The 20,467-nt window shown below is 43.9% G+C and carries 14 protein-coding genes; 5 read left to right on the top strand and 9 right to left on the bottom strand.

The features are described from left to right. The first annotated feature begins 38 nt into the window (after positions 1 to 38). From SD450_RS14305 to SD450_RS14290, 4 genes are all read left to right on the top strand, one after another. The gene (locus tag SD450_RS14305; protein ID WP_318345140.1) at positions 39 to 1,301 is read left to right on the top strand and encodes an MFS transporter; all 1,263 of its coding nucleotides are present in this window, start codon (positions 39 to 41) and stop codon (positions 1,299 to 1,301) included. Between the two features lie 4 nt (positions 1,302 to 1,305). Beyond that, complete coding sequence (locus tag SD450_RS14300; RefSeq protein ID WP_318345139.1) at positions 1,306 to 2,142, top strand: ROK family protein; 837 nt, start codon at positions 1,306 to 1,308, stop codon at positions 2,140 to 2,142. A gap of 20 nt (positions 2,143 to 2,162) precedes the next feature. Continuing rightward, on the top strand, positions 2,163 to 4,814 hold the full coding sequence (locus SD450_RS14295; RefSeq protein ID WP_318345138.1) for an exo-rhamnogalacturonan lyase family protein: 2,652 nt from the start codon (positions 2,163 to 2,165) through the stop codon (positions 4,812 to 4,814). A gap of 88 nt (positions 4,815 to 4,902) precedes the next feature. After that, a complete protein-coding gene (locus SD450_RS14290) occupies positions 4,903 to 6,336 on the top strand; it encodes an SLC13 family permease (protein WP_318345137.1) in 1,434 nt (477 codons plus the stop codon). A 208-nt stretch (positions 6,337 to 6,544) separates the two neighbouring features. On the opposite strand, the gene SD450_RS14285 is transcribed toward SD450_RS14290, so the two are convergent. Genes SD450_RS14285 through SD450_RS14255 form a run of 7 tightly spaced genes read right to left on the bottom strand, consistent with a single transcriptional unit; the run spans position 6,545 to position 12,861 of the window. Beyond that, positions 6,545 to 6,715 carry a hypothetical protein gene (locus SD450_RS14285; protein ID WP_318345220.1) on the bottom strand — a complete coding sequence of 57 codons (171 nt, stop codon included), beginning with the start codon at positions 6,713 to 6,715 and terminating at the stop codon, positions 6,545 to 6,547. Positions 6,716 to 6,770: 55 nt separating this feature from the next. Next, complete coding sequence (locus SD450_RS14280) at positions 6,771 to 7,271, bottom strand: LytR/AlgR family response regulator transcription factor (RefSeq protein ID WP_318345136.1); 501 nt, start codon at positions 7,269 to 7,271, stop codon at positions 6,771 to 6,773. Positions 7,272 to 7,280: 9 nt separating this feature from the next. Next, positions 7,281 to 8,306 carry a sensor histidine kinase gene (locus tag SD450_RS14275; RefSeq protein WP_318345135.1) on the bottom strand — a complete coding sequence of 342 codons (1,026 nt, stop codon included), beginning with the start codon at positions 8,304 to 8,306 and terminating at the stop codon, positions 7,281 to 7,283. A 10-nt stretch (positions 8,307 to 8,316) separates the two neighbouring features. Continuing rightward, entirely contained in the window at positions 8,317 to 9,543 is a 1,227-nt protein-coding gene (locus tag SD450_RS14270) for an ABC transporter permease (RefSeq protein ID WP_318345134.1), read from the bottom strand. Beyond that, on the bottom strand, positions 9,540 to 10,286 hold the full coding sequence (locus tag SD450_RS14265) for an ABC transporter ATP-binding protein (RefSeq protein WP_318345133.1): 747 nt from the start codon (positions 10,284 to 10,286) through the stop codon (positions 9,540 to 9,542). Before SD450_RS14265 ends, SD450_RS14270 begins: the two co-directional genes overlap by 4 nt. 6 nt (positions 10,287 to 10,292) lie before the next feature. Next, positions 10,293 to 11,525, bottom strand: a complete 1,233-nt coding sequence (locus SD450_RS14260; RefSeq protein WP_318345132.1) for an efflux RND transporter periplasmic adaptor subunit — start codon at positions 11,523 to 11,525, stop codon at positions 10,293 to 10,295. Between the two features lie 4 nt (positions 11,526 to 11,529). Continuing rightward, positions 11,530 to 12,861, bottom strand: coding sequence for a TolC family protein (locus SD450_RS14255; protein WP_318345131.1), 1,332 nt, complete (start codon positions 12,859 to 12,861; stop codon positions 11,530 to 11,532). Positions 12,862 to 13,575: 714 nt separating this feature from the next. On the opposite strand from SD450_RS14255, the gene SD450_RS14250 reads away from it, so the two are divergent. Further along, positions 13,576 to 15,078 carry an FG-GAP repeat domain-containing protein gene (locus SD450_RS14250; protein ID WP_318345130.1) on the top strand — a complete coding sequence of 501 codons (1,503 nt, stop codon included), beginning with the start codon at positions 13,576 to 13,578 and terminating at the stop codon, positions 15,076 to 15,078. 10 nt (positions 15,079 to 15,088) lie between these two features. Here the strand turns inward: SD450_RS14250 and SD450_RS14245 are convergent, their stop codons facing one another. Next, positions 15,089 to 18,352: a VCBS repeat-containing protein gene (locus SD450_RS14245; RefSeq protein ID WP_318345129.1), complete on the bottom strand. Its 3,264-nt coding sequence runs from the start codon at positions 18,350 to 18,352 to the stop codon at positions 15,089 to 15,091. A 368-nt stretch (positions 18,353 to 18,720) separates the two neighbouring features. Continuing rightward, positions 18,721 to 20,463: a RagB/SusD family nutrient uptake outer membrane protein gene (locus tag SD450_RS14240; RefSeq protein WP_318345128.1), complete on the bottom strand. Its 1,743-nt coding sequence runs from the start codon at positions 20,461 to 20,463 to the stop codon at positions 18,721 to 18,723. Positions 20,464 to 20,467: the final 4 nt, after the last annotated feature.

Genomic DNA, 20,467 nt, shown 5'->3' with positions numbered 1-20,467 from the left:
CCAGGAAGAGCATCCGATTAATAACCAACTAACTACCAATGGAGAATAGCAAGCCCACGACCAAGAGATACTATCATATCATTGGGCTGGTAATGCTGGTATTCTTTGTAATATCATTCATTACCAACATACTCAATTCTATTATAGTCGACGTAAAGGACAGTTTTGATCTAAGCCTTACTTTAACGGGCTTACTGCCATTCACTTTCTTTATCGCGTATGGGATCATGTCCATTCCGGCAGGATTCCTCTCCGAGAAGTATAGTGAAAGGACCTTGTTGTCCGTATCGTTCTTGGTCATGGCGCTTGCTTCCCTGGGTTTTGCCCTTGTGCCCCAATACGGCATGTTCAGTATCACACTGTTCACTTTGGGTTGCTGCATGGCCGTTTTGCAGGTCATTATAAACCCAATGCTGAGGGTTGCTGGTGGCGAGGAACACTTTGCGTTCAATTCGGTACTGGCACAGTTGGTGTTCGGTGCAGCTTCATTTTTGAGCCCCTATCTATATAAATATTTGGTGGATAGGGATGGAACTCAAGGAGATGCCATAGCGGAAACATTACGTTCGTGGGTACCAGAAAACCTGCCATGGGTGTCATTATATATTGTGTTTGCCGCCATATCGGTCTTGCTCTTCATCTATGTTTTTATGACAAGGTATCCCAAGTTTGAAAAAACAGCGGATGAGAAGGCAGGGGATGGTAGTTCCTATTGGGACCTCTTGAAAAACAAATGGACCATATTGTATTTCTTGGGGATCTTTTGTTATGTGGGTACCGAGCAAGGGGTAGGCAATTGGATTTCCCAATTTTTATACCAATACCATGGGTTGGACCCACAAACCGTGGGAGCGGACACAGTTTCCTATTTTTGGGCCATGCTGACCGTAGGTTGTCTTTTGGGCCTCGTGCTCTTGAAATTTATGGACAGCCGTAAACTGTTGATATTTGCAACGGCCATAACCATAGTGTTCTTGGTATTGGCCTTGACAGGTTCTTCCCAAATGGCCTTGATCGGGTTTCCGATGGTCGGGTTTTTTATTTCGGTCATGTATTCCATCATTTTTTCATTGGCCCTCAATTCAGTCAAGGAACACCACGGTTCACTTTCGGGGATTCTTTGCACTGGAATTGCTGGTGGGGCGGTCATCCCGTTCATTGTTGGCGGCCTAGGGGAAATGACTACCCTAAGGTCTGGAATGTTCTTTTTGCTGATTCCACTGGCATTCATATTTACCATAGGCTTTTGGGCAAAACCATTGGTCAACAACAAGACCATTAGCCTTAAAAAAGAAAGCTAGTTCCATGCAAAAGGAATTCATAGGGGTTGATATTGGGGGTACCAATATAAAGGCAGGTAAAGTGGTCAATGGATCGGTATTGCAAAGCCATTTGGTGGAGGTTGGCCGAAATGACACGGAAGAAGCAACCCTTGATAAACTCTTTGAAATTATAAATAAAGTAATGACCGATTCTGTGGAGGCCATTGGCATTGGAGTCCCGGCAGTGGTGGACCCAGAATCCGGTATTGTGTACGATGTGCAGAACATTCCTGCATGGACCAAAGTGGCACTGAAGGATTTGGTATATCAAAAGTATAAGGTGCCTGTGTTCATAAACAACGATGCCAATTGTTTTGCACTGGGCGAAAAATACTTCGGAAAGGCGCAAACATATACCAATTGCGTGGCACTTTCCTTGGGTACGGGACTCGGTATGGGGATTTTAATAGACAACAAGCTGTACAATGGTGTTTTGTGCGGTGCAGGGGAAATAGGCATGCTTCCCTATAAAAATGGTATCATGGAGCATTACACAGGCAGTTTTTTCTTTGAGGAAACATATGGGGAATCCGCCAAAGCACTTTTCAATAGGGCATTGGAAGGAGATTCCTTGGCCCTGGAAGCATTCAACGAATATGGAAAGCACTTGGGAGAGGCCATAAAGGCCATTCTCTACCTGTTTGCGCCCGAGATGATCGTGCTCGGGGGGTCTATCAGCAATGCGTACCCATTTTTCAAGGATGCCGTAATGCATTCCCTTGGTTCATTTGCCTATCAAAAACAACTGGAACATTTTAAAATTGAAACATCAGATCTGGTGGATTCACCCATTTTGGGTGCAGCCGCACTATGTCTGTAAAACAAATAACCTTATAAAAAATGAGAATAGTTATAACAGTACTGCTCGCATGTTTCTTGCTAAAGTCCTGTGCGAAGCCAGAACCTGGCAAACAGGTAAGCATCACCATTGAGAACAACAAAAAAGGCGCACCCGTAACGTTGGGAATCCCTTTTCCCAAAGGGGCACTGTACTCAGTGGACAACCTTCGGTTGTTGACTGCCGATGGCGCAGAGATTCCCTGCCAGACTACGGAGGTATCCAATTGGGGTCCAATAGATGAGAGCATCAAGTGGGTTTGGGTGTTCTTTTTCTCTGAAGAAGGTTCTGAGTATGTGTTGGAGTATGGGGACAGTGTGGCGCCCATGCTTCCAAAGGAAAAGATCATATCCACCAATAACATGAGACCACAGGGTGGGATAGATGTGAACACGGGGCCGCTCTCTTTTTCCATCCATAAGAGGGGCAACGGATTTTTGGATGAGGTATATCTGGATTCCGACCAAGACGGGAAATTTGCGGATAATGAATTGATCGGCTCATCAAAGGGGGAGAATCGGGGGTCTTTCTTCGATATTTTGGACGATGCCGGAATCGATGCATCCAAAGCCGTCATCAATGAGGTTTTTAGGGAAAAAGGCTCGGGACCGATGCATTCCATATTTAGGATAGAGGGAACCTATACCTACAATAGGGCGGACAATAACATATCCCCCTTCTCCATTTGGTTGCACACCTATGCAGGAAAAAGCTATATTAAAGTGCTCCATACCATGACCTATACGGGCATACCCGACAAGCATAAGATTCAGGAAGGCCAGCATGCCAACATTGCAACACAGAATGATAAGATCTTATCAGAACAAACAACGGACGACCCAGGATGGACCCAGCCCAATGACCAGATAGCAGGGGTCGGTCTTCAACTCAAATACCATTTGGATGAGAATGTGAGCGTCACCATGCCTTTGTATGATGGGGATTGGAAAGATGAAGAGGCCAAGACTGTCATGGAGGAAGTGACCGTTACTAGCGATGAAACCGTACAATTGTTACAGAAAGGACCCGAGGGTAAAAAAAGCCCAAGCCTTAGAAGCCTATATATGAGTGGCTTTAAAAAAGAGGAAGATCAAAAAGAAGAAGAACTACAACCAAGCTTTGTGGCCACTGTGGACAAGGCCGGCGACAATGTCGCCCAGGCCCAAAAGGCAAAGGGATGGATAAATGTTTCCGACGGGAAAAGAGGGGTTGGTGTCGGCATAAAGAATTTCTTGAAGGAATATCCCAAAGGGATAGAACTGGACGCTTCCACATCTACGTTGACAGGAAGTATCTGGCCCAAGGAAAATGGCCCAAAAAGTTTTGCTAGGGCAAACACTGAGAGCGATGGCGAAATGTTGGACAATTTTGCCCAGGGCATCACCAAAACAACAGAGTTCATTTATTATTTCCATGACAATGACTCCCCTGAAGGAGTGGGTCAGAAAATGGACTATGTTTTGGATGCTCCCGTGGCACATGCTTCCCCAGAATGGTACACCGGTTCTAAGGTGTATGGCAATATGGCCCCTTTTTCCGAAAAGCATCCAGAGTTTGAAAACGCATTGCAGTACAAGTATCAGTGGTGGACCTATAACCAAGAGAACGAACCATGGTACGGTATATTTGACTACGGTGATGGCAAGACCTATTTCTTCAATGGAAGATGGGTCATGTGGACCAATAACGAGCCCACGACCGATTTCATGCTTTGGACCAATTTTATGCGAACCGGGGATCCCAAATTCTTCAATCTGGCACAGGCCATGAGCAGGCATACCATGGATGTGGATAATATCCACTGGCCAAGAAAGCGCACCTATTATGGGGAGATCAATGATGCGATAGATTTTTGGAATTATGAGGACGAACCGGAATCCACCCCTTATCTGGGTATAGGCAGAAGGCATGCCAACGAACATTGGAATGCCCTTTTGAGTGCACACGTTTGGATCCAGGGATGGATTGCGGATTACTATCTGGCAGCCGACCATCGGGCTCTTGAAGTGGCCAAAATGACCGGAGACACCTATATCAATAGAATTTGGGGGGAACACGACCTAAGGGGAAGAAGACTCTATCTGTCCGTTCTTAATTTGGTCGAACTTTATGATGCCACCAAACTCAAAAAATATAAGGATGAACTGGATGATAGGGTGAACATCATGTTGGAATTGCAAGAGAGACAAGGAGGCAACCTTCTATTGGACAGATATGGATATAGCCAAACCTATGTGGCCCAAGGCCTTTACAAATACCAACAGATCACAGGGGACGAAAGGGTGAAAAAAGCTCTGGTTAACCACGCAAGATGGGTTCGCGACGTACCCCCATTGAACCACGAAATGGAATCGTACCTAGCAACGATCTATCCATTGCTGATCGGGTATGAGTTCAGTGGAGAAAAAGTATACCTGAATGAGGCACTTGCTAGGGCAGAGGTACTTAAGATTGGTGAACTGCCCAAAAAACCGGAGGAATATGAAAATGCCGTAGCATATAGCGATGATCTGGTCAAAATTTCGAACCTTCCAGAAAGTAAAGGACGCTTTACCAACTGGCAAACCAACCAAGGGCTTCGTGTGTTTGGCTGGACGCATGCCTATAACATTCCCTATTTGTTGTACTGGCTGGACCAGGAGAATATCGACTAAGAACAACGGATTAAAAAAGGGAGCGCCGGTCATGGATTGGGATGCTCCCTTTTTTATTGTGCACATGTACTAAACAACTCGTAATATAATGCTCTATAAACGTTTGGGCTTTGTCCTTGGCCCCTTACTTTTTGTCTTTATTCATTTATTTTTTAAAGGGGAAGGCCTTTCTAATCAAGGAAGGGACCTGCTTGCGGCCACGGTCTGGATAGGTATTTGGTGGGTCTTGGAGGTGTTGCCCATTGCCGCCACTGCCCTGTTGCCGATTATTCTGTTCCCTTTGTTGGATACGATAAGCCTCGGAGATACCACGGCCAGCTACGGGCATAAATATGTTTTTCTGTATATGGGCGGATTTATGTTGGCAGTGGCCATTGAAAGATGGAATTTACATAAGCGCATTGCATTGAATATTATAAGGATCATTGGCACCAATATGTACACCATCGTCCTTGGATTTATGGTGGCAACGGCATTCCTTTCCATGTGGATCTCGAATACGGCGACCACTGTGATGGTCATGCCCATGGCGGTGTCCATTATCAAACAGTTAAAGGACAACCCAGTCACCCAACAGGATGAGAACGAGATATTCGGAAAGATGCTGATGCTCGCCATTGCCTATGCTGCTTCCATTGGGGGAATAGCCACTTTGATAGGGACCCCACCGAACCTGGTTTTTGCCGGGTTTGTCCAAAAAACCTATGGTGTGGATGTGAGTTTTTGGCAGTGGATGAAATTTGGGCTTCCCGTGGCCTCTATATTACTCGTTTTGGCCTGGCTGTACCTCACCCGAATTGCCTACCCTTTGAGGCAGGGAAGGTTTCCCGGGGGGGAAGAGGAAATAAACCGGCTTCTGAGCGAGCTGGGACCGATTGGAAAGGAAGAAAGGATCGTGTTAGGGGTCTTTGTGCTCACAGCCTTTTGTTGGATCAGCCGCTCCTTCCTGTTAAAACATTTCGTGCCGGCCATTGATGACACCATGATAGCCATAGCATCGGCAGTTGTACTTTTCGCGTTGCCTACCGGAAATGGAAAAGGTTCCATACTGCGTTGGGAAGAAGCTGTTCAGATTCCGTGGGGCATTATTTTGCTCTTTGGAGGAGGAATGGCCATTGCAAAAGGGTTTGAGGATACAGGGCTGGCAAGCTATATAGGTGCCCAGATGGCTTTTTTTGATGGACTGCCATTGTTGGTTTTGCTGCTGTTGGTCATTACCTGCATCAATTTCCTGACGGAGGTCACATCGAATTTGGCCACTACGGCCATGATGCTTCCGGTTTTGGCACCTTTGGCCCTTACCTTGGGAATAGACCCCTTTATATTGATGGTGGCCTGTACCTCTGCGGCATCCTGTGCGTTCATGCTGCCCGTGGCCACTCCACCAAATGCGGTGGTTTTTGGATCGGGATACCTAAGGGTTCCCGATATGGTGAGATCAGGCTTTTTTATGAACCTTATTTCCATTCTTGTATTGGGTATGTTCATTTATTTCCTATTGCCCATGTTGTGGAACCAATGAAAGCAATCCTGACTATTGACCCGTTCGGGATATGGAAGGATAAAATGGTTTTATTGATAGAAGGTGGCCCTAAGCACAATGGCATGACCATGGGAGCCTCCGTACTCTTTTTCACAAGTCTCCTGGATGAGTGGATGGGCCGGATGGTTGAGTCCACTAAAAGCGGAAAATTTGAACCATCCAATATTTGGTTTTAGTGAGTTGAAAATTAGATTTTTGTGATGGTTTTGAGGGTGCTCAATTTTGTCCGGCGAAGGTGGTATACTATGTCCGGCGTTTCCAATCCCATCACCTTACAGGCTTGGGAAACATTGCCCAACTGCTTGGCAAGTTCCAGCAGTCCTAACTTTGGTTTGATGATCTTTTCTTCTGTACTCATCTGACAAATCTAATTTAAGGGTTAAACTAATTTATAAAGATTGTCAGATTAAGTCTTAACTATTACACTTTAATCCTTCAAAATAAAGCACCTGGTCCAACGCAATTTTTAATTGCTTATACCCTGATTTTACAAAAATGAATTCTTTTTCCAAACTGTCTCCCTTTTTAGTGGTTTCGGTTTGTTGTGGATGAATGCGGTCATGGGCCTTTTGTACAGCTGATAAAAACTCGGCATAATTAAAAGGCTTTAGTAGATAATCCACAGCATCCACTCTATACCCTTCCAATGCATAGTGACTAAAAGCTGTGGTAAAGATGACTTTGGTTTTGTCCTTTACAATTTTGGAGAGCTCCATCCCGCTGAGGTCGGGCATTTGAATGTCCAAAAAAAGAAGATCCACTGGATTTCCATTGAAATTTTCTATGGCATCGATGGCATTGGAAAAAGTACCCTTTAATTCCAAGGAGGGAGTTTTGGTGATATAACCCTCAATCAATTTTAGAGCCATGGGCTCATCATCAACGGCAATACAGCTCAAGGTACTTTTGTTCATAACTCAGATTCAAAGTGGAATTTCTAAGGTAACGTGGAAATGTCCAGATTCAACTTCCGTATGAAAATAATGTTTATTCGGATATAAAAGCTCCAATCTGTCCTTGAGATTGCGCAATCCGATTCCCGATCCACTTTCATCCTTGTGGGTCTTTGGAAAGTCGGTATTCTCGCCTTTGAATACGATCTTTTTGTTATCGTAAGCGATCTCAAACAAGATTTTGCTTTCTTCTTGCGCAGACACTCCATGTTTGAACGCATTTTCTATCAATGAAATAAAAAGCAATGGCGGCACTTTCACTTTAGAATCAGGTTTTGGAAACTGATATTCCACCTTGGTTTTGTCCGTCAAACGCAACTTGCTCAACTCTATGTATTTTACCAAAAATTCAATCTCCATGGACAAGGGCACCAGTTCGGTCCGTGTATCATACAACAAGTACCGCATCAATTTGCTTAAACTATGAATGGTACTTTTTGCTTTTTCAGGAGAGATATTGACCAACGCATAAATATTGTTCAGGGAATTGAAGAAGAAATGTGGTTGTAGCTGGTATTGTAAATGTTGCAGATCCGATTTCAACTGTTGATTGGCCGCTTCTTTCTTTTCTACTTCCGATTTGATCAACCGTTCCATGGTTCGTAAGGCAGCTGCCCAAACAATGGGCACCAAAAAAGATAGGGTTTGCACATAATACACCATAGTTCTTGGCGGACCTGAACCATCTCCCCGATTGGGTCTTGGAAAAAAGTATTCGGTTAAACCCTCCCTAATGCCGATCATTAAGATCACCAAAACCACATTGGCAATGATAAAAACTACCTTTTGGTTTGAAAAGAACAGTTTGTCCGCCAAATAAATATAGTTCAGGTAAAAAACCACCATGTACAAAAACAAGGGTATCCACGAAAAAGCAAACACATGTTTAAAAGCTTGATCGGTGTCGTAACTTAAAATATAGGGGAAACTGAACAAGACCATCCATACCATCACATGGAAGAAAACCGTACGCCATTTATTTTTAAGAGCTCCCATGCTGGTCCGGTTATTCGTATCGTAATGCTGTTATTGGATCCAATGCTGATGCCTTACGGGCTGGGTACCATCCGAAGAAAATACCTGTGACCGCACACACCAAGAAGGAAACAATCACGGAATATGATGTGATGATCGTTGGCCAACCCAAAACGCCCTTGATGAACAAAGTGGCGGTAAATCCAAGAATTACACCTATCAATCCTCCTGTTACACTGATCAATATAGCTTCAATTAAAAATTGCAATAAAATATCCGAACCCTTGGCACCAACAGACATGCGGAGACCAATTTCACGGGTACGCTCTTTTACCGATACATACATAATGTTCATAATTCCGATACCACCGATCAATAAGGAAATACTGGCGATGGCCACCAATAATATGGTCAACATTTCACTTGTGGAGCTAAAGGTAGAAATCAATTCATCCATAGAAAACACATTGAAATCATCGTTCTCGTTGCTACCAATATCATGTTGTCTACGCAATATAGTGGATATTTCGTCAACTGCTCCTTGGGCATCCTCCTCGCTGATGGCAGAAGCCACAATGGATTGGATGTAATCTATGGCCAAAATACGTTTTTGAACCGTGGTATAGGGTGCCAAAATCACATCATCTTGATCTTGGCCAAAATTACTCTCCCCTTTTTCTGATAAAACACCGATTATTTTGAAGGGAATACTGTTGAATCGAATCATTTTGCCAATTGGGTCTTCGCCATTGGTAAACAGGTTTTCCGCAACGGTTTGTCCAATCACAGCCACTTTTGCCGCTGATTGTACCTCAGCATTGGTGAACATGCTCCCATCTTCCAAATCCCAAATTTTAATATCCAAGTATTCTGGATTTACCCCATAAATGGAAGTGGGCCAGTTATTGGCTCCATTAATGGATTGTCCGCTTCCGCTTACTTGTGGGGTAACGTATGCCAAAAGAGATGCTTCCTCCTTAAGGGCTTCGTAATCTTTTAATTTCAAAGATTGCATTTCGCTTGGATTCATTCGTACCCCGCCTCGCATATCGGCACCAGGTCTAATATTTATCATATTGGAACCCATGCTCGAAATTTCGTCCCGAATGCTTTGTTTCGATCCTTCACCAATAGCCAACATGGCAATTACCGATGCCACACCGATGATGATACCCAACATGGTGAGCAATGTTCGCATTTTGTTCAGCACAATGGCCTTTAATGCGATTTTGATAAGATTTAATATCCTTGTTTTCATTCGTGGTCCTCTTTTGGTAATGCTGCCAATTCTCTTGCCGCATCGTTAATGTCGGTATTGATTTCATCCTTGATGATATGTCCATCTTTCAAAACCACGGTCCTTCCACTGAATTCTGCAATATCCGGTTCGTGTGTCACAAAGGCGATGGTTTTCCCCTTTCTGTTCAATTCTTGAAAAAGTGACATAATTTCGTAGGAGGTTCTGGTATCCAAGTTACCCGTTGCCTCATCCGCCAAGATGATCACGGGATCGTTCACCAAGGAACGTGCAATGGCCACCCTTTGCTGCTGTCCACCAGAAAGTTGTGCTGGGGTGTGATCCAAACGTTCTCCCAAACCCACCATTTCCAAAGCTGCAACGGCTCTTCGATGCCTTTCTTCGGAAGAAATCTTATTGTTATAGATCAAAGGCAGTTCCACATTTTCAATCGCGGTTGTCCTTGGCAATAGATTGTAGGCCTGAAAGATGAATCCAATTTTCTCGTTTCGGATGGTGGCCAGTTCGTTTCTGTTCAAACTGTTCACAGGCACGCCATCGATAAGATAGGACCCTGAAGATGGGCTATCCAAACAGCCCAAAATGTTGAGCATGGTACTTTTTCCTGAACCACTGGATCCCATGATGGTCACAAATTCTCCTTCGTGAATATCCAAGGACACTCCTTTAAGGGCATGAACAATCTCATCCCCCATTCGGAATTCCCGTTTTAGGTCGTCTATTTTAATGATTGTTTTTGCCATGATTTCCTAGTTCTCTTTTTTCTTGTCGTTGTTACGTCCCGGTGGTTTTGGCATAAACGGACTTCCAGAACTAGCTTCTTCATCTGCCTCTGCATTGCTAATTTCTTTTAAGCTATATACCAATTCATCTCCTTCGGACACACCGTTCACTACTTGCACATTAACTCCGTCACTGGCACCCAGTTTGATTTCTTTTGGCTGAATTCCGGATGAAGTCTTGCTCCATACAACCGTAACATTATCACTCGGTTGTGTTGGCCTATCGGATGGTGGCATCATGCCCAAATCCTGTTGCTCATAATATTTCATCAGCAGATCCATGTTAGGTTGAAAATTGACCGCCTTTGCCTCGATGGTCAACACATCTTTCAACTCCAACGTATAAATGGAAATGGTTGCAGTTAGTCCAGGTTTCAACTTCAATTCTGGGTTCTCTGCTTCAATCACCACGGTGTAGGTTACCACATTCGATTCCACTGTTGGGTCCAAACGCACTTGGGTTACCGTTCCTGCAAACGTTTCGCCTTGGTAAGCATCTACAGTAAATCCAACGCGTTGCCCTTCCACTACACCACCTATATCGGCTTCATCCACATCGGCTTCAACCTGCATTTTTTTCAAATCCTTGGCGATGGTAAACAAAGTTGGTGTTTCAAAACTTGCAGCAACGGTCTGTCCCTCATCAATTTCACGGGACAACACCACACCATCGATTGGGGAATAAATATCAGCGTATCCCAAATTGGTTTTGGCCTCGGTCAAGTTGGAACTGGACTGTACCACCGTACTCTTGGATTTGTTCAAGTTGTACAATGCTTCATCATAATCCGCTTGACTAATCACTTTGTTTTCAAAAAGAACCTTTTGACGGTCATAGATTTTTTGATAGTAATCCTTTTCGTTTACCGCATTGTTGTAGGTCGCTTGTGCTTGAAGTAAGGCCGCTTTTAAATTGGTCTTATCCAATTCGGCCAACAATTGCCCCTTTTTAACTACGCTGTTGAAGTCCACATAGATTTTTTCTACTTCACCGGACACCTGGGTGCCCACTTCCACTTCGTTCAATGGTTCAACGGTTCCTGTAGCGGTCACCATGTTGGTCACCTCACCCATTTGTACTTTTAGGGTTTCTGCCTTTACTTCGGACTGTGCTTTTCCTGACATCATTCTATACCCTATCACTGCTACCAAAATAACTCCAGCGATTATGGCTATGGATTTAATTTTTTTGTTTTTCATCTTGTTAAAGTTTTATTTCGTTTCCTTGGTAAAAATCGAGCAGTTCGTTGTACAGTATGCCCAAGTATTTTGCTTGTAAATAATTCAATTGTGCGTTGGTGTAGGTATTTTGGCTGATGACCAAATCTGTGGTGCTCAACGCATTGAGTTCGTATTTTCTCTGTGCCAATTTATAAGACTCCTCAGCTGCATCACTGGCAGCTTTAGAGGCCTCGATTTGTTCTTGTGCCGACTGGGCATTTTGCCATGCGGTCTCTATTTTTTGATAGAGTTCTTTTTTAGCGGCCTGTAGTTGCAATTTGGATTGCTCTATCCCGATTTTGGCCGTCGCTACCTGGGCCTTGTTCTGGTATTTTGAAAAAATGGGAACGGTAAGGGACAATCCTACTCTTTGGTTGAAGTTTACATCCAACTGATCGGTGAACGTAAAATCATTGGTGCTGGTGTACCCTGAACCAACACTTCCTGTAAGTGACAAGGTGGGGAGAAATCCACCTTTGGCGATATCCAAATCCTTTTCATTGATGGCAGTGCCCAGTTCAGAAGCCTTTATTTCTGGCATTTTTCCAATGGCATTTTGATATACCATCATCTTATTAGGTACTGCTTGACCTTCCAATAAGGGGTTTTCCAAAGGTTCAATCTCCAAATCGACCATTGGGTCCAACTCCAGCAATTGTTTGAGTACAATGATCTGTTGTGCATAGCTATTTTTGGCTGTAATCAGATTGGTTTTGTTGGTCGCTGCTTGGGAAAGGGCATCGGTATAATCTATCATGGCGATGGTCCCTGCTTCCAAACGGGCTTTGGCCCTCTCCACTTCCTGTTCCGAAGCATCCAAGTTGTTCTGTGCCACCTCAATGCTTTCTTTGTTGTACAGAATTTGCAGGTAGGCCTCCAAAATACTGAGCTTAATGTTGTTTTTTGCTTCTTCCACATACAACTCGTTTTGCTCCACCATCAAACGGTTTTGCTTTACGGCATTGTTCAATTGATTTCCGTTATAAAGGGTTACCGAAGTGCTCAATCCCAAATTGGTGGATTTTATCTGTTGGGAAACAAAATCACTGGTAATGGGGTCAATGGAGGAACCCCAGGAAAAGTTTTGTGACGCACTACTGCTTAAATTTGGAAGTTTTGCGTATTTGGATTGGGTTAGGTTTACCTCAGCCCCATCTTTGTCCAAAGCCACTTGTTTAACATCTATACTGTGCTCCAAAGCATAGGAAATACAATCTTGCAATGACCAAACTTGCTTGGTGGCCAAAGAATCCATTTCCTGAGCGTTAATTTGGAAGCCCAGTAAGAGAATAGCTGCTATTGCCTGAATCTTCATTGTTTTACATTTTGAATCAAAATTCCAATAAAGATGTAGGCGATTCGGAAGCGATAGACGTTTGCGGAAATCCGATCTGTGAAATGGGAATTTCTATCGATTTAAATTTTAAGAAAATGAGAACAGTAATAACTAAGCAAGCTTGCTTGGAAGAACAGATAAAAGTTGTCTAACCAATGGTCCGAGAAAAGGGAGGGTTACAATTGGGGAACAAACAAAAAATTTGAGCCGGAAGATAAATTTGATGAAACATGGTTCACTTATTAAATAATTTAAAACAAAACCAAAATAAGTTCAAATAAATGATTAATAAGCGACTCGGATTTTTTTTGAATCTGGGCACGATACTATTTAATTTTTATTAGTTAATTTTGGTTCTCACGAAAGCAAATTGCTTTAAGTGGTCTGTAATTCGGTTAGTAACAAAAATATAGGCAAGGAAAACCCAATAAACTTAAGGGTTAGCGGATGGGGTTCAAATCCTTCCGCGATCACCAGTAAATAAAGGGCCTTGAGGAGTTTTACTTTTCAAGGCTTATTTTTTTGCAAACAATTAATCTTGAACTATGAACTCACAAGTTTTAAAACTTCATCGAATGTTCTTGATGATGGAGCCGTCGCCGCATGATGTCTATGGCCAATTTGCTAACCAGGAATACCAAAATTGGAGAACAAAATGGATTGTATTATCTTGTCCGTAGTTAAACCAATGGAATGAGGCTTCATTTTTTTCTGCTTTGTCTGATTGTCGCATCGTGTGCAAAGCCAACCCAAAACCAAGGTGAAAAGTTATATGCCACCCATTGTGCAAGCTGCCACTCGGCACCCAGAATAGACCATTTGACCAAAGAGCTTTGGGAAAATTCGATTTTGCCAGAAATGGGGGCACGCATGGGAATCCAAGACCCCAACTATGATCCCTATAAAGGTTACACCCATGCAGAACAGTATGATATCAAACAGGCCGGGATATATAGCCCAATACCCACAATTTCACAAGAAGATTGGATAAAATTAAAGGACTATATCCTGGCAAATGCCCCCGATGAGCTTCCAAGGATTCCCAAAAATTCATCAACCCAGATCTTGGAACAATTTGAATTTAAATCCATATCCATCGATAATGTTCCCGGTGCGGCAATTTCCTTTCTAGGTTATGATCAGGGCAACCAGACTATTTTGATAGGAAATTTGGATGGGAGCGTGAACACATTTGATTATGTACAGGGCGAATCCAAAGACATTTTTAGGGCCCAAAGTGCCGTGACCGCGTTTAACCCGACAGACATGGGGGAGGTTGTCACCGCTGTGGGGATTTTGAACCCTTCGCAGCAAAAGGAAGGCTCTTTACTGCTAAGGAATGGAGAGGCCACGGACACCTTGGTCACGGGGCTTCACCGACCTGTGCATAGCTTGGTACATGATTTCAACAAGGATGGGGAACCGGAAATCGTTGTCTGCGAGTTTGGCCATTTGACGGGTGAGCTTTCCATCTTGCAAAAAGATTCCAATGGTATTTATCAAAAGAAGGTACTGATACAGAGTCCAGGTTCAATGCGGTCCATCGTGAGGGACTTGGACAGGGATGGTAGGGATGATATTGTGTTCATGAAGGCACAAGGGGACGAGGCCATAATGGTACTCTACCAAAAAGATGATTTGGTTTTCAGTGCAAATATGTTGTTGCGGTTCAGTCCTGTGTTGGGCACCAGTTGGTTCGAAATGGTGGATCTTGATGGCGATGGGGACGAGGATATCATCACCGTGCACGGCGATAATGCCGACAAGACCCAAATACTAAAACCGTATCATGGCCTACGGATTCATTTGAACAATGGCAAAAACGAGTTTGAAGAATCCTTTTTCTATCCCATGTACGGAGCTACCAGAAGTGAAACCTTCGATTATGACGGGGATGGGGATTTGGACATCGCGCTCATTTCAACATTTCCCGACTATGACGACAGACCTGTAAAGTCTTTTGTCTATCTCGAGAACATTGGCGGTGATGGATTTGGTTTTAAAGAGCATATCTTACCCGGACAAATTGATGGTAAATGGTTTTTGATGAAGGCCGCAGATGTGGATGCCGATGGTGACCAAGACATCATACTCAGTACTTTCACCTATTATTTTACGCCAATTCCAAAAGATTTGTCCCAAAAATGGAGTGGATCCTTGACCGATTTGATGGTACTGGAAAACACCTTGAAATAGCCCATATAAATCAGTCGTTTTTGGAAAACACAAGCAGCTTGCCCTTATTTTGTGTCACTACTACATAAGGTGTTCCTCCACCTGCTTTCTCGACCAAGATCATGTCCTTTGCATCCCCAGGAACCTTAAATCCACTGTCCATGGCATTTTTGAATTGAAAACCACCTTTGTTGTCTCCCACCAATACTCCGCCATTGAAGGCATCGTACCTACCTATGAAGACTTCATTGCCATAATCATTGCCGATCATCAGCACATTTGCGGAAGCATTTCCATCTGATGGTGTTGTGATCATACATTTTATGGGTGCCGACTGTGTTTGCCAGGGAAGCTCACCCATACTGAACTGCCCATTTCCATTATTGATGAAATAGCTGGTTTGGTCATGGTTTGCTGCCAGTTCAAAGGTTCCTTCCAGTTCTTCCGGCGTAAAGAGATCATTTTTGTTCGCATTGGCGTATTCCTTAAAGTAGTCAAACTTTTTTCGGAACAAGGGGCTCTGTCCTATCAGGTCCCCCCAGAAATTTACGGGATAGGAAGTAAAGGTCGAATCTTCAAAACTTTCCCTGAAGTAGGCAAAAAGGATGGGGTCACTAGATCCATTTTTGTCAAAATCCTTCACCAGCATGGTCACGGGTCTTTCCGCTGTGGGACGATAAAAGTTGTTGGTGCCCAAATTTCCTGCAATGATATCCACATCGCCGTCCCCATCAAAATCTTCGGTCAAAACGCACTCCCACCATCCAGAGAGTTGGTTCATGACTGTATCACCCACGCGTTGGAACGTTTCCTTCCTGTTCATGAAAACAGTGATGGGCATAAACTCACCCACCAATATCAAGTCCTTTAGGTTGTCACCGTCAAGATCGGCCCATTTGGCATCGGTTACCATTCCAGGGCTTCTGAGGTCCTTGCAATAGGTTTCTGTCACATCGACAAGAACACCTTTTTCATTTTTCAACAAGTAGCTCTTTTCGGGCGTGGGATATTGTGAAAAAGGCGTACGGCCACCTACGAACAGGTCCATATAGCCGTCCCCATCAAAATCTTCGGCCCTCACCACAGATCCACTTGCGTTTATTCTCGGCATTTTATCTTTTGACAATGTAAAGTTCCCTTTGCCGTCATTGATCATCAACCGATCGGTATAGTAGGGGGATTCCAAATCAAACTCATTACTGCCGGAAACCAGATACATATCCAGATCGCCGTCGTTATCCAGGTCAAAAAGAGCAATGCTCGTTTCCTCATGCCCTTTGTTCGTATCGTCCATAAACAAGGGCTTGTTGGTAAATAATCCGGAGGATTCTTGGAAGAATAGCATGGGAGAGTATCCGGATGAGCTACCAATGATAAAATCTTCATGGCCATCGCCGTTAATGTCCCCTTTGGCAATGCAGGGTCCATTTTGTGTGAGTTTGTGGGGGAGGGTGCGCTGTACGTTGAAATCGACCTTGTCTTCTTCCTCGTGTACATAATCGATTCCCAATTCATCGGAAACTTCCTTATAATTGGGTTTGGATTGCTTTGGAACAAGGGGAAAAGCAAGTTGTTGGGAACTTGGCGAAACAGCCTCCCCATGATCAATCGTCAGGATTTGGTTACTAGCAATGTCCTTCAAGGATTGAAATTTTCCATCAGGCCACAACACTTCAATGGAGGCCATGTTCTGGTGGTTGCCCAGACCAAAGTGGGCCATACCCTGAACTGTGGACAAATAGCCCCTGTTCAACTGATGCTCATAATATTGAAAGCTTCCATCAGCAAATCTGATGGCGATCTTGGTGCCCAATGCTGCCGGATTGGTTGCTGGGCCTTTCAGGTCCAATTGGATATAATTGTTTTGTCCCTTATTCGTGGCCTCTGTATTGTTCTTGAACAGGAATGCTTCATCGTTGATATTGTTCACGATATAATCCAAATCGCCATCCCCGTCAAGGTCGGCAAAGGCCGCACCATTTGAGAATGAGGGAATGTTCAACCCCCATGCTTTTCCCATATCCTTGAATTGGCCATTTCCTTCATTTTTATAGGCATAGTTGGGTATTTTGACCACTGGAATAGAATCCAAAATTTGGGAGGGACGAAGGTATTTGCGTACGTTGAAGTGAAATTCACCAAAATCAAGATCGGTGATGTCCCGTGGAAAACCATTGGTGATCAATAGGTCCTTGAGCCCATCATTATCGGCATCCACGAAGAGGGGAGACCAGCTCCAATCGGTTTTGGCTATTCGGGCCATCAACCCAATCTCGCTGAAGGGCATATTGGGCCCTTGGCCCATTTGGAGCATGTTCCTCATGTACTGATAATCGTAACCAAACTTATCGTTCATGTAATAATCGTTGTAGCGGCTTTCCTTGATGGTGGTCTTTAGCCTGTAATTGGTTTCGCCCAGCATATCAAGCGTAAGGATGTCGAGAAAGCCATCATTGTTGAAATCTGCGATGTCGGAACCCATGGAGAACTTGCTCTGGTGTTTCACGAACTGGCTTATTTGGTCCGTGAACGTTCCGTCCCCATTGTTGATGTAGAGGATATCATTGCTCAGATAATCATTGCTCACATAAATATCCGGCCAGCCGTCATAATTCAGGTCGGAAACTGCAACACCAAGGCCATACCCTTCTATGGTGATGCCTGCTTCCATGGTAACGTCCGTGAAGGTATTGTCGCCATTGTTCCTGTACAGACGGTCATTGCTCAATGAGGAGCCGTCGGTTATCTTTTCCCTATAATTTGCGGGCAGCACGTGTATGTCCACATTGTTGAGTACGTAAAGATCCAGATAGCCATCCTTGTTATAGTCGATAAAGGCCGCGTTCATGCTATTACCAGTGTCTGCAACACCGTACTCTTTGGCCATTTCCTTGAATTTTGGGATGCCGTTCTCATCAATGCCCTGGTTCACGAAGAGGATATTGGCTTTTTCTTCAGGAGTGGCGTACATGGCCGCACAGATATAAATATCAAGGAGGGAATCGTTGTTGATATCAATCACGGCAACGCCTGTTTTCCATTTGTCAGCAGCTCCCACACCGGATTTTTCAGTGACATCCTCAAACTTGAACCCACCTTTATTCAGGTACAGCTTATTGGTCACCTGATTTCCCGTGAAAAAAAGATCTTGACTTCCATCGTTGTTAAAGTCACCCACGGCCACACCTCCGCCATTGAAGATGTATTCACTGGTGAGAATGTTGAAGCTATCGGTCTCAACAATCTGGTTGTTGAATGTGATACCCGAGTGTTTTGAGGAAATCTTTGAGAACAAGGTGTCCTCTTTTTTCTTAGAACAAGAAAGGATCAGTAAAGAGACTAGTGCAATTAAAATATAGCTTTTATTCACTGTGCTGAAGTTTTTACGGGTTGACCAATTTTTTGATAAGATGCTTTTGGTTGCAAGACATCGGGCAATTGTTTGTCCCATAAGTTGGGCTTATTTTATTTGATGGAGATACCTCAGAATTAAAAATACAAATTCAAAATACCTCATTTTACTTCCTGGTGGTTAACAAACGACTAATACGAATTAATTTTTGATTAATGCCGTCCGTTTAAAATCAAAATAGGCTGCCAATAATGATCGGCAACCTATTTTTCTTAAATCAAAATTAAACTAACTCAAGCTATTATACATTCTTAATATCCCTCATTTTGTGTCAATATATTGCCACTTTGGTCTATGGCATTGATTGGAATTGGAAATAGATCGAATCTGGGTTGGTAAGCTTTAAATTTCGTGTCATAACTGGACTGATCAAAATCTTCGCCTTCATTTTGGATATAGGTGGTAATGACCTCTCCGGCAACCCCCCATCTTCTGAGATCGAACAAACGGTGTCCCTCCATGCCCAATTCCAAGCGGCGCTCAAATCGAACTGCTTGTCTGGCATAATCCTGGTTGGGAAAGGAAGCGTAGGGCTCAATTTGGTAATTGGCAGCATCACCTGCACCGTCCACAGCTTGTACATAGGTCATATTCTTGGCCCTATTGCGGACGCGGTTTACATAGTCCAGTGCCAAGGGCAGGTCGGGAGCAGTTTTTTCCACGGCGGCCTCAGCGGCCATCAACAGAACATCTGCAAAACGCATTACGTTATAGTTGATACCCGACCAATCGGAGCCCCAACCCCCAGTGCCACGGTTAGATGCCACTTCACTTGCTTGGTACATATTTTTTTTGGGCAGATAAGGACCGGAAATATCTTTAAAAGAAGCCCTTATCCATGCTTTCCCCGGGTTTAGACCAAAACCGTTATAATCGATTCCCCTTCTTCCCACCGTATAATCCAAACGAGGATCTAATGGACCAGTATGTGGTGTAAAATCAGTTGGGATTTCGGGGGTTTCTGCATTCCCGTCATGATCATAATATGAATTCAGACCATAATCGTTAGTTACATCGGTTGCGGCATAGGAATCCAACAAGGGCAGCCCTGAACCGTCGGTTTGATAAGCATTCACCAAGTCATGGGTAGGTTGGTAAAAACCACAACAAGTGCCCAAAGGCCCGCCCCCGGGAAAGTTCAAGGTGCCGGCTCCATTTCCGTTGAAAGAGCGTCCGGTATCTGAAGAAAATTGAATGGCGAACATAGATTCGGGGCCATTCTCGCCTGCGAAATTAAAGTTGTTCACAAATTCTTCGTTCAATGCATATGGGCCGTTATTGATCACATCGTTGAACAAAGGAAGGGCCTCGTCATATTTTTCTTGGTACAGGTAGGCTTTGCCCAAAAAGGCCTTGGCCACCCAAGAATTTGCCCTCCCCACGCCATTATCTTCTTCCAACTTATCGATCGCGGATTGAAAATCAGCTTCAATTTGGGCCCAAATAGGTCCAGGGTTGGGTTGGTTAAATTCTTCATTGGCCAAATTCTCGGCAGAAATAAAGGGCACGTTGCCATAAAATTTCTGTAGTTCAAAATTAAAATATCCTCTTAGGAAAAGAGCTTCACCTTCTTGTTGGGTAAAATCTCCATCTGGGATTTGATCGATCAGAACAAGGACGGCGTTACAACGGTTCACTCCCCCAAAAAGGGCGCTCCATCTGCCCAAAAACCAGCTGTTGCCGGTCTGCCAGTCCAATGTCTCCACTTGGAACAATGCGGAATTGTCCCCATCTTCACTTCCCCTGTGGGCATCATCGGAGACCACATCGGCCCACCAGTTGTCCCCACCGGCAGCAACGCCCTCTCCTTGGCGACTAACCCTTTCCCCGTCCATGGCAGAATAGGCTGCTGTCAATTTTAGGTCAACACCTACCTCATTCAGTAGATCTTGGTCGGGAATATTTCCCGTGGCAGATTTTTCCGTAAAATCTTCACTACAGGTCCATAATAATAGACCTGCCAGTATTGTTGCAAATATTACTTTCTTTTTCATTCTT

This window comes from Flagellimonas baculiformis (assembly GCF_033441575.1).
Lineage (GTDB): Bacteria > Bacteroidota > Bacteroidia > Flavobacteriales > Flavobacteriaceae > Flagellimonas > Flagellimonas baculiformis.
The sequence above is the reverse complement of the archived record's forward strand: the minus strand, read 5'-3'. Positions and strand labels throughout refer to the sequence as shown.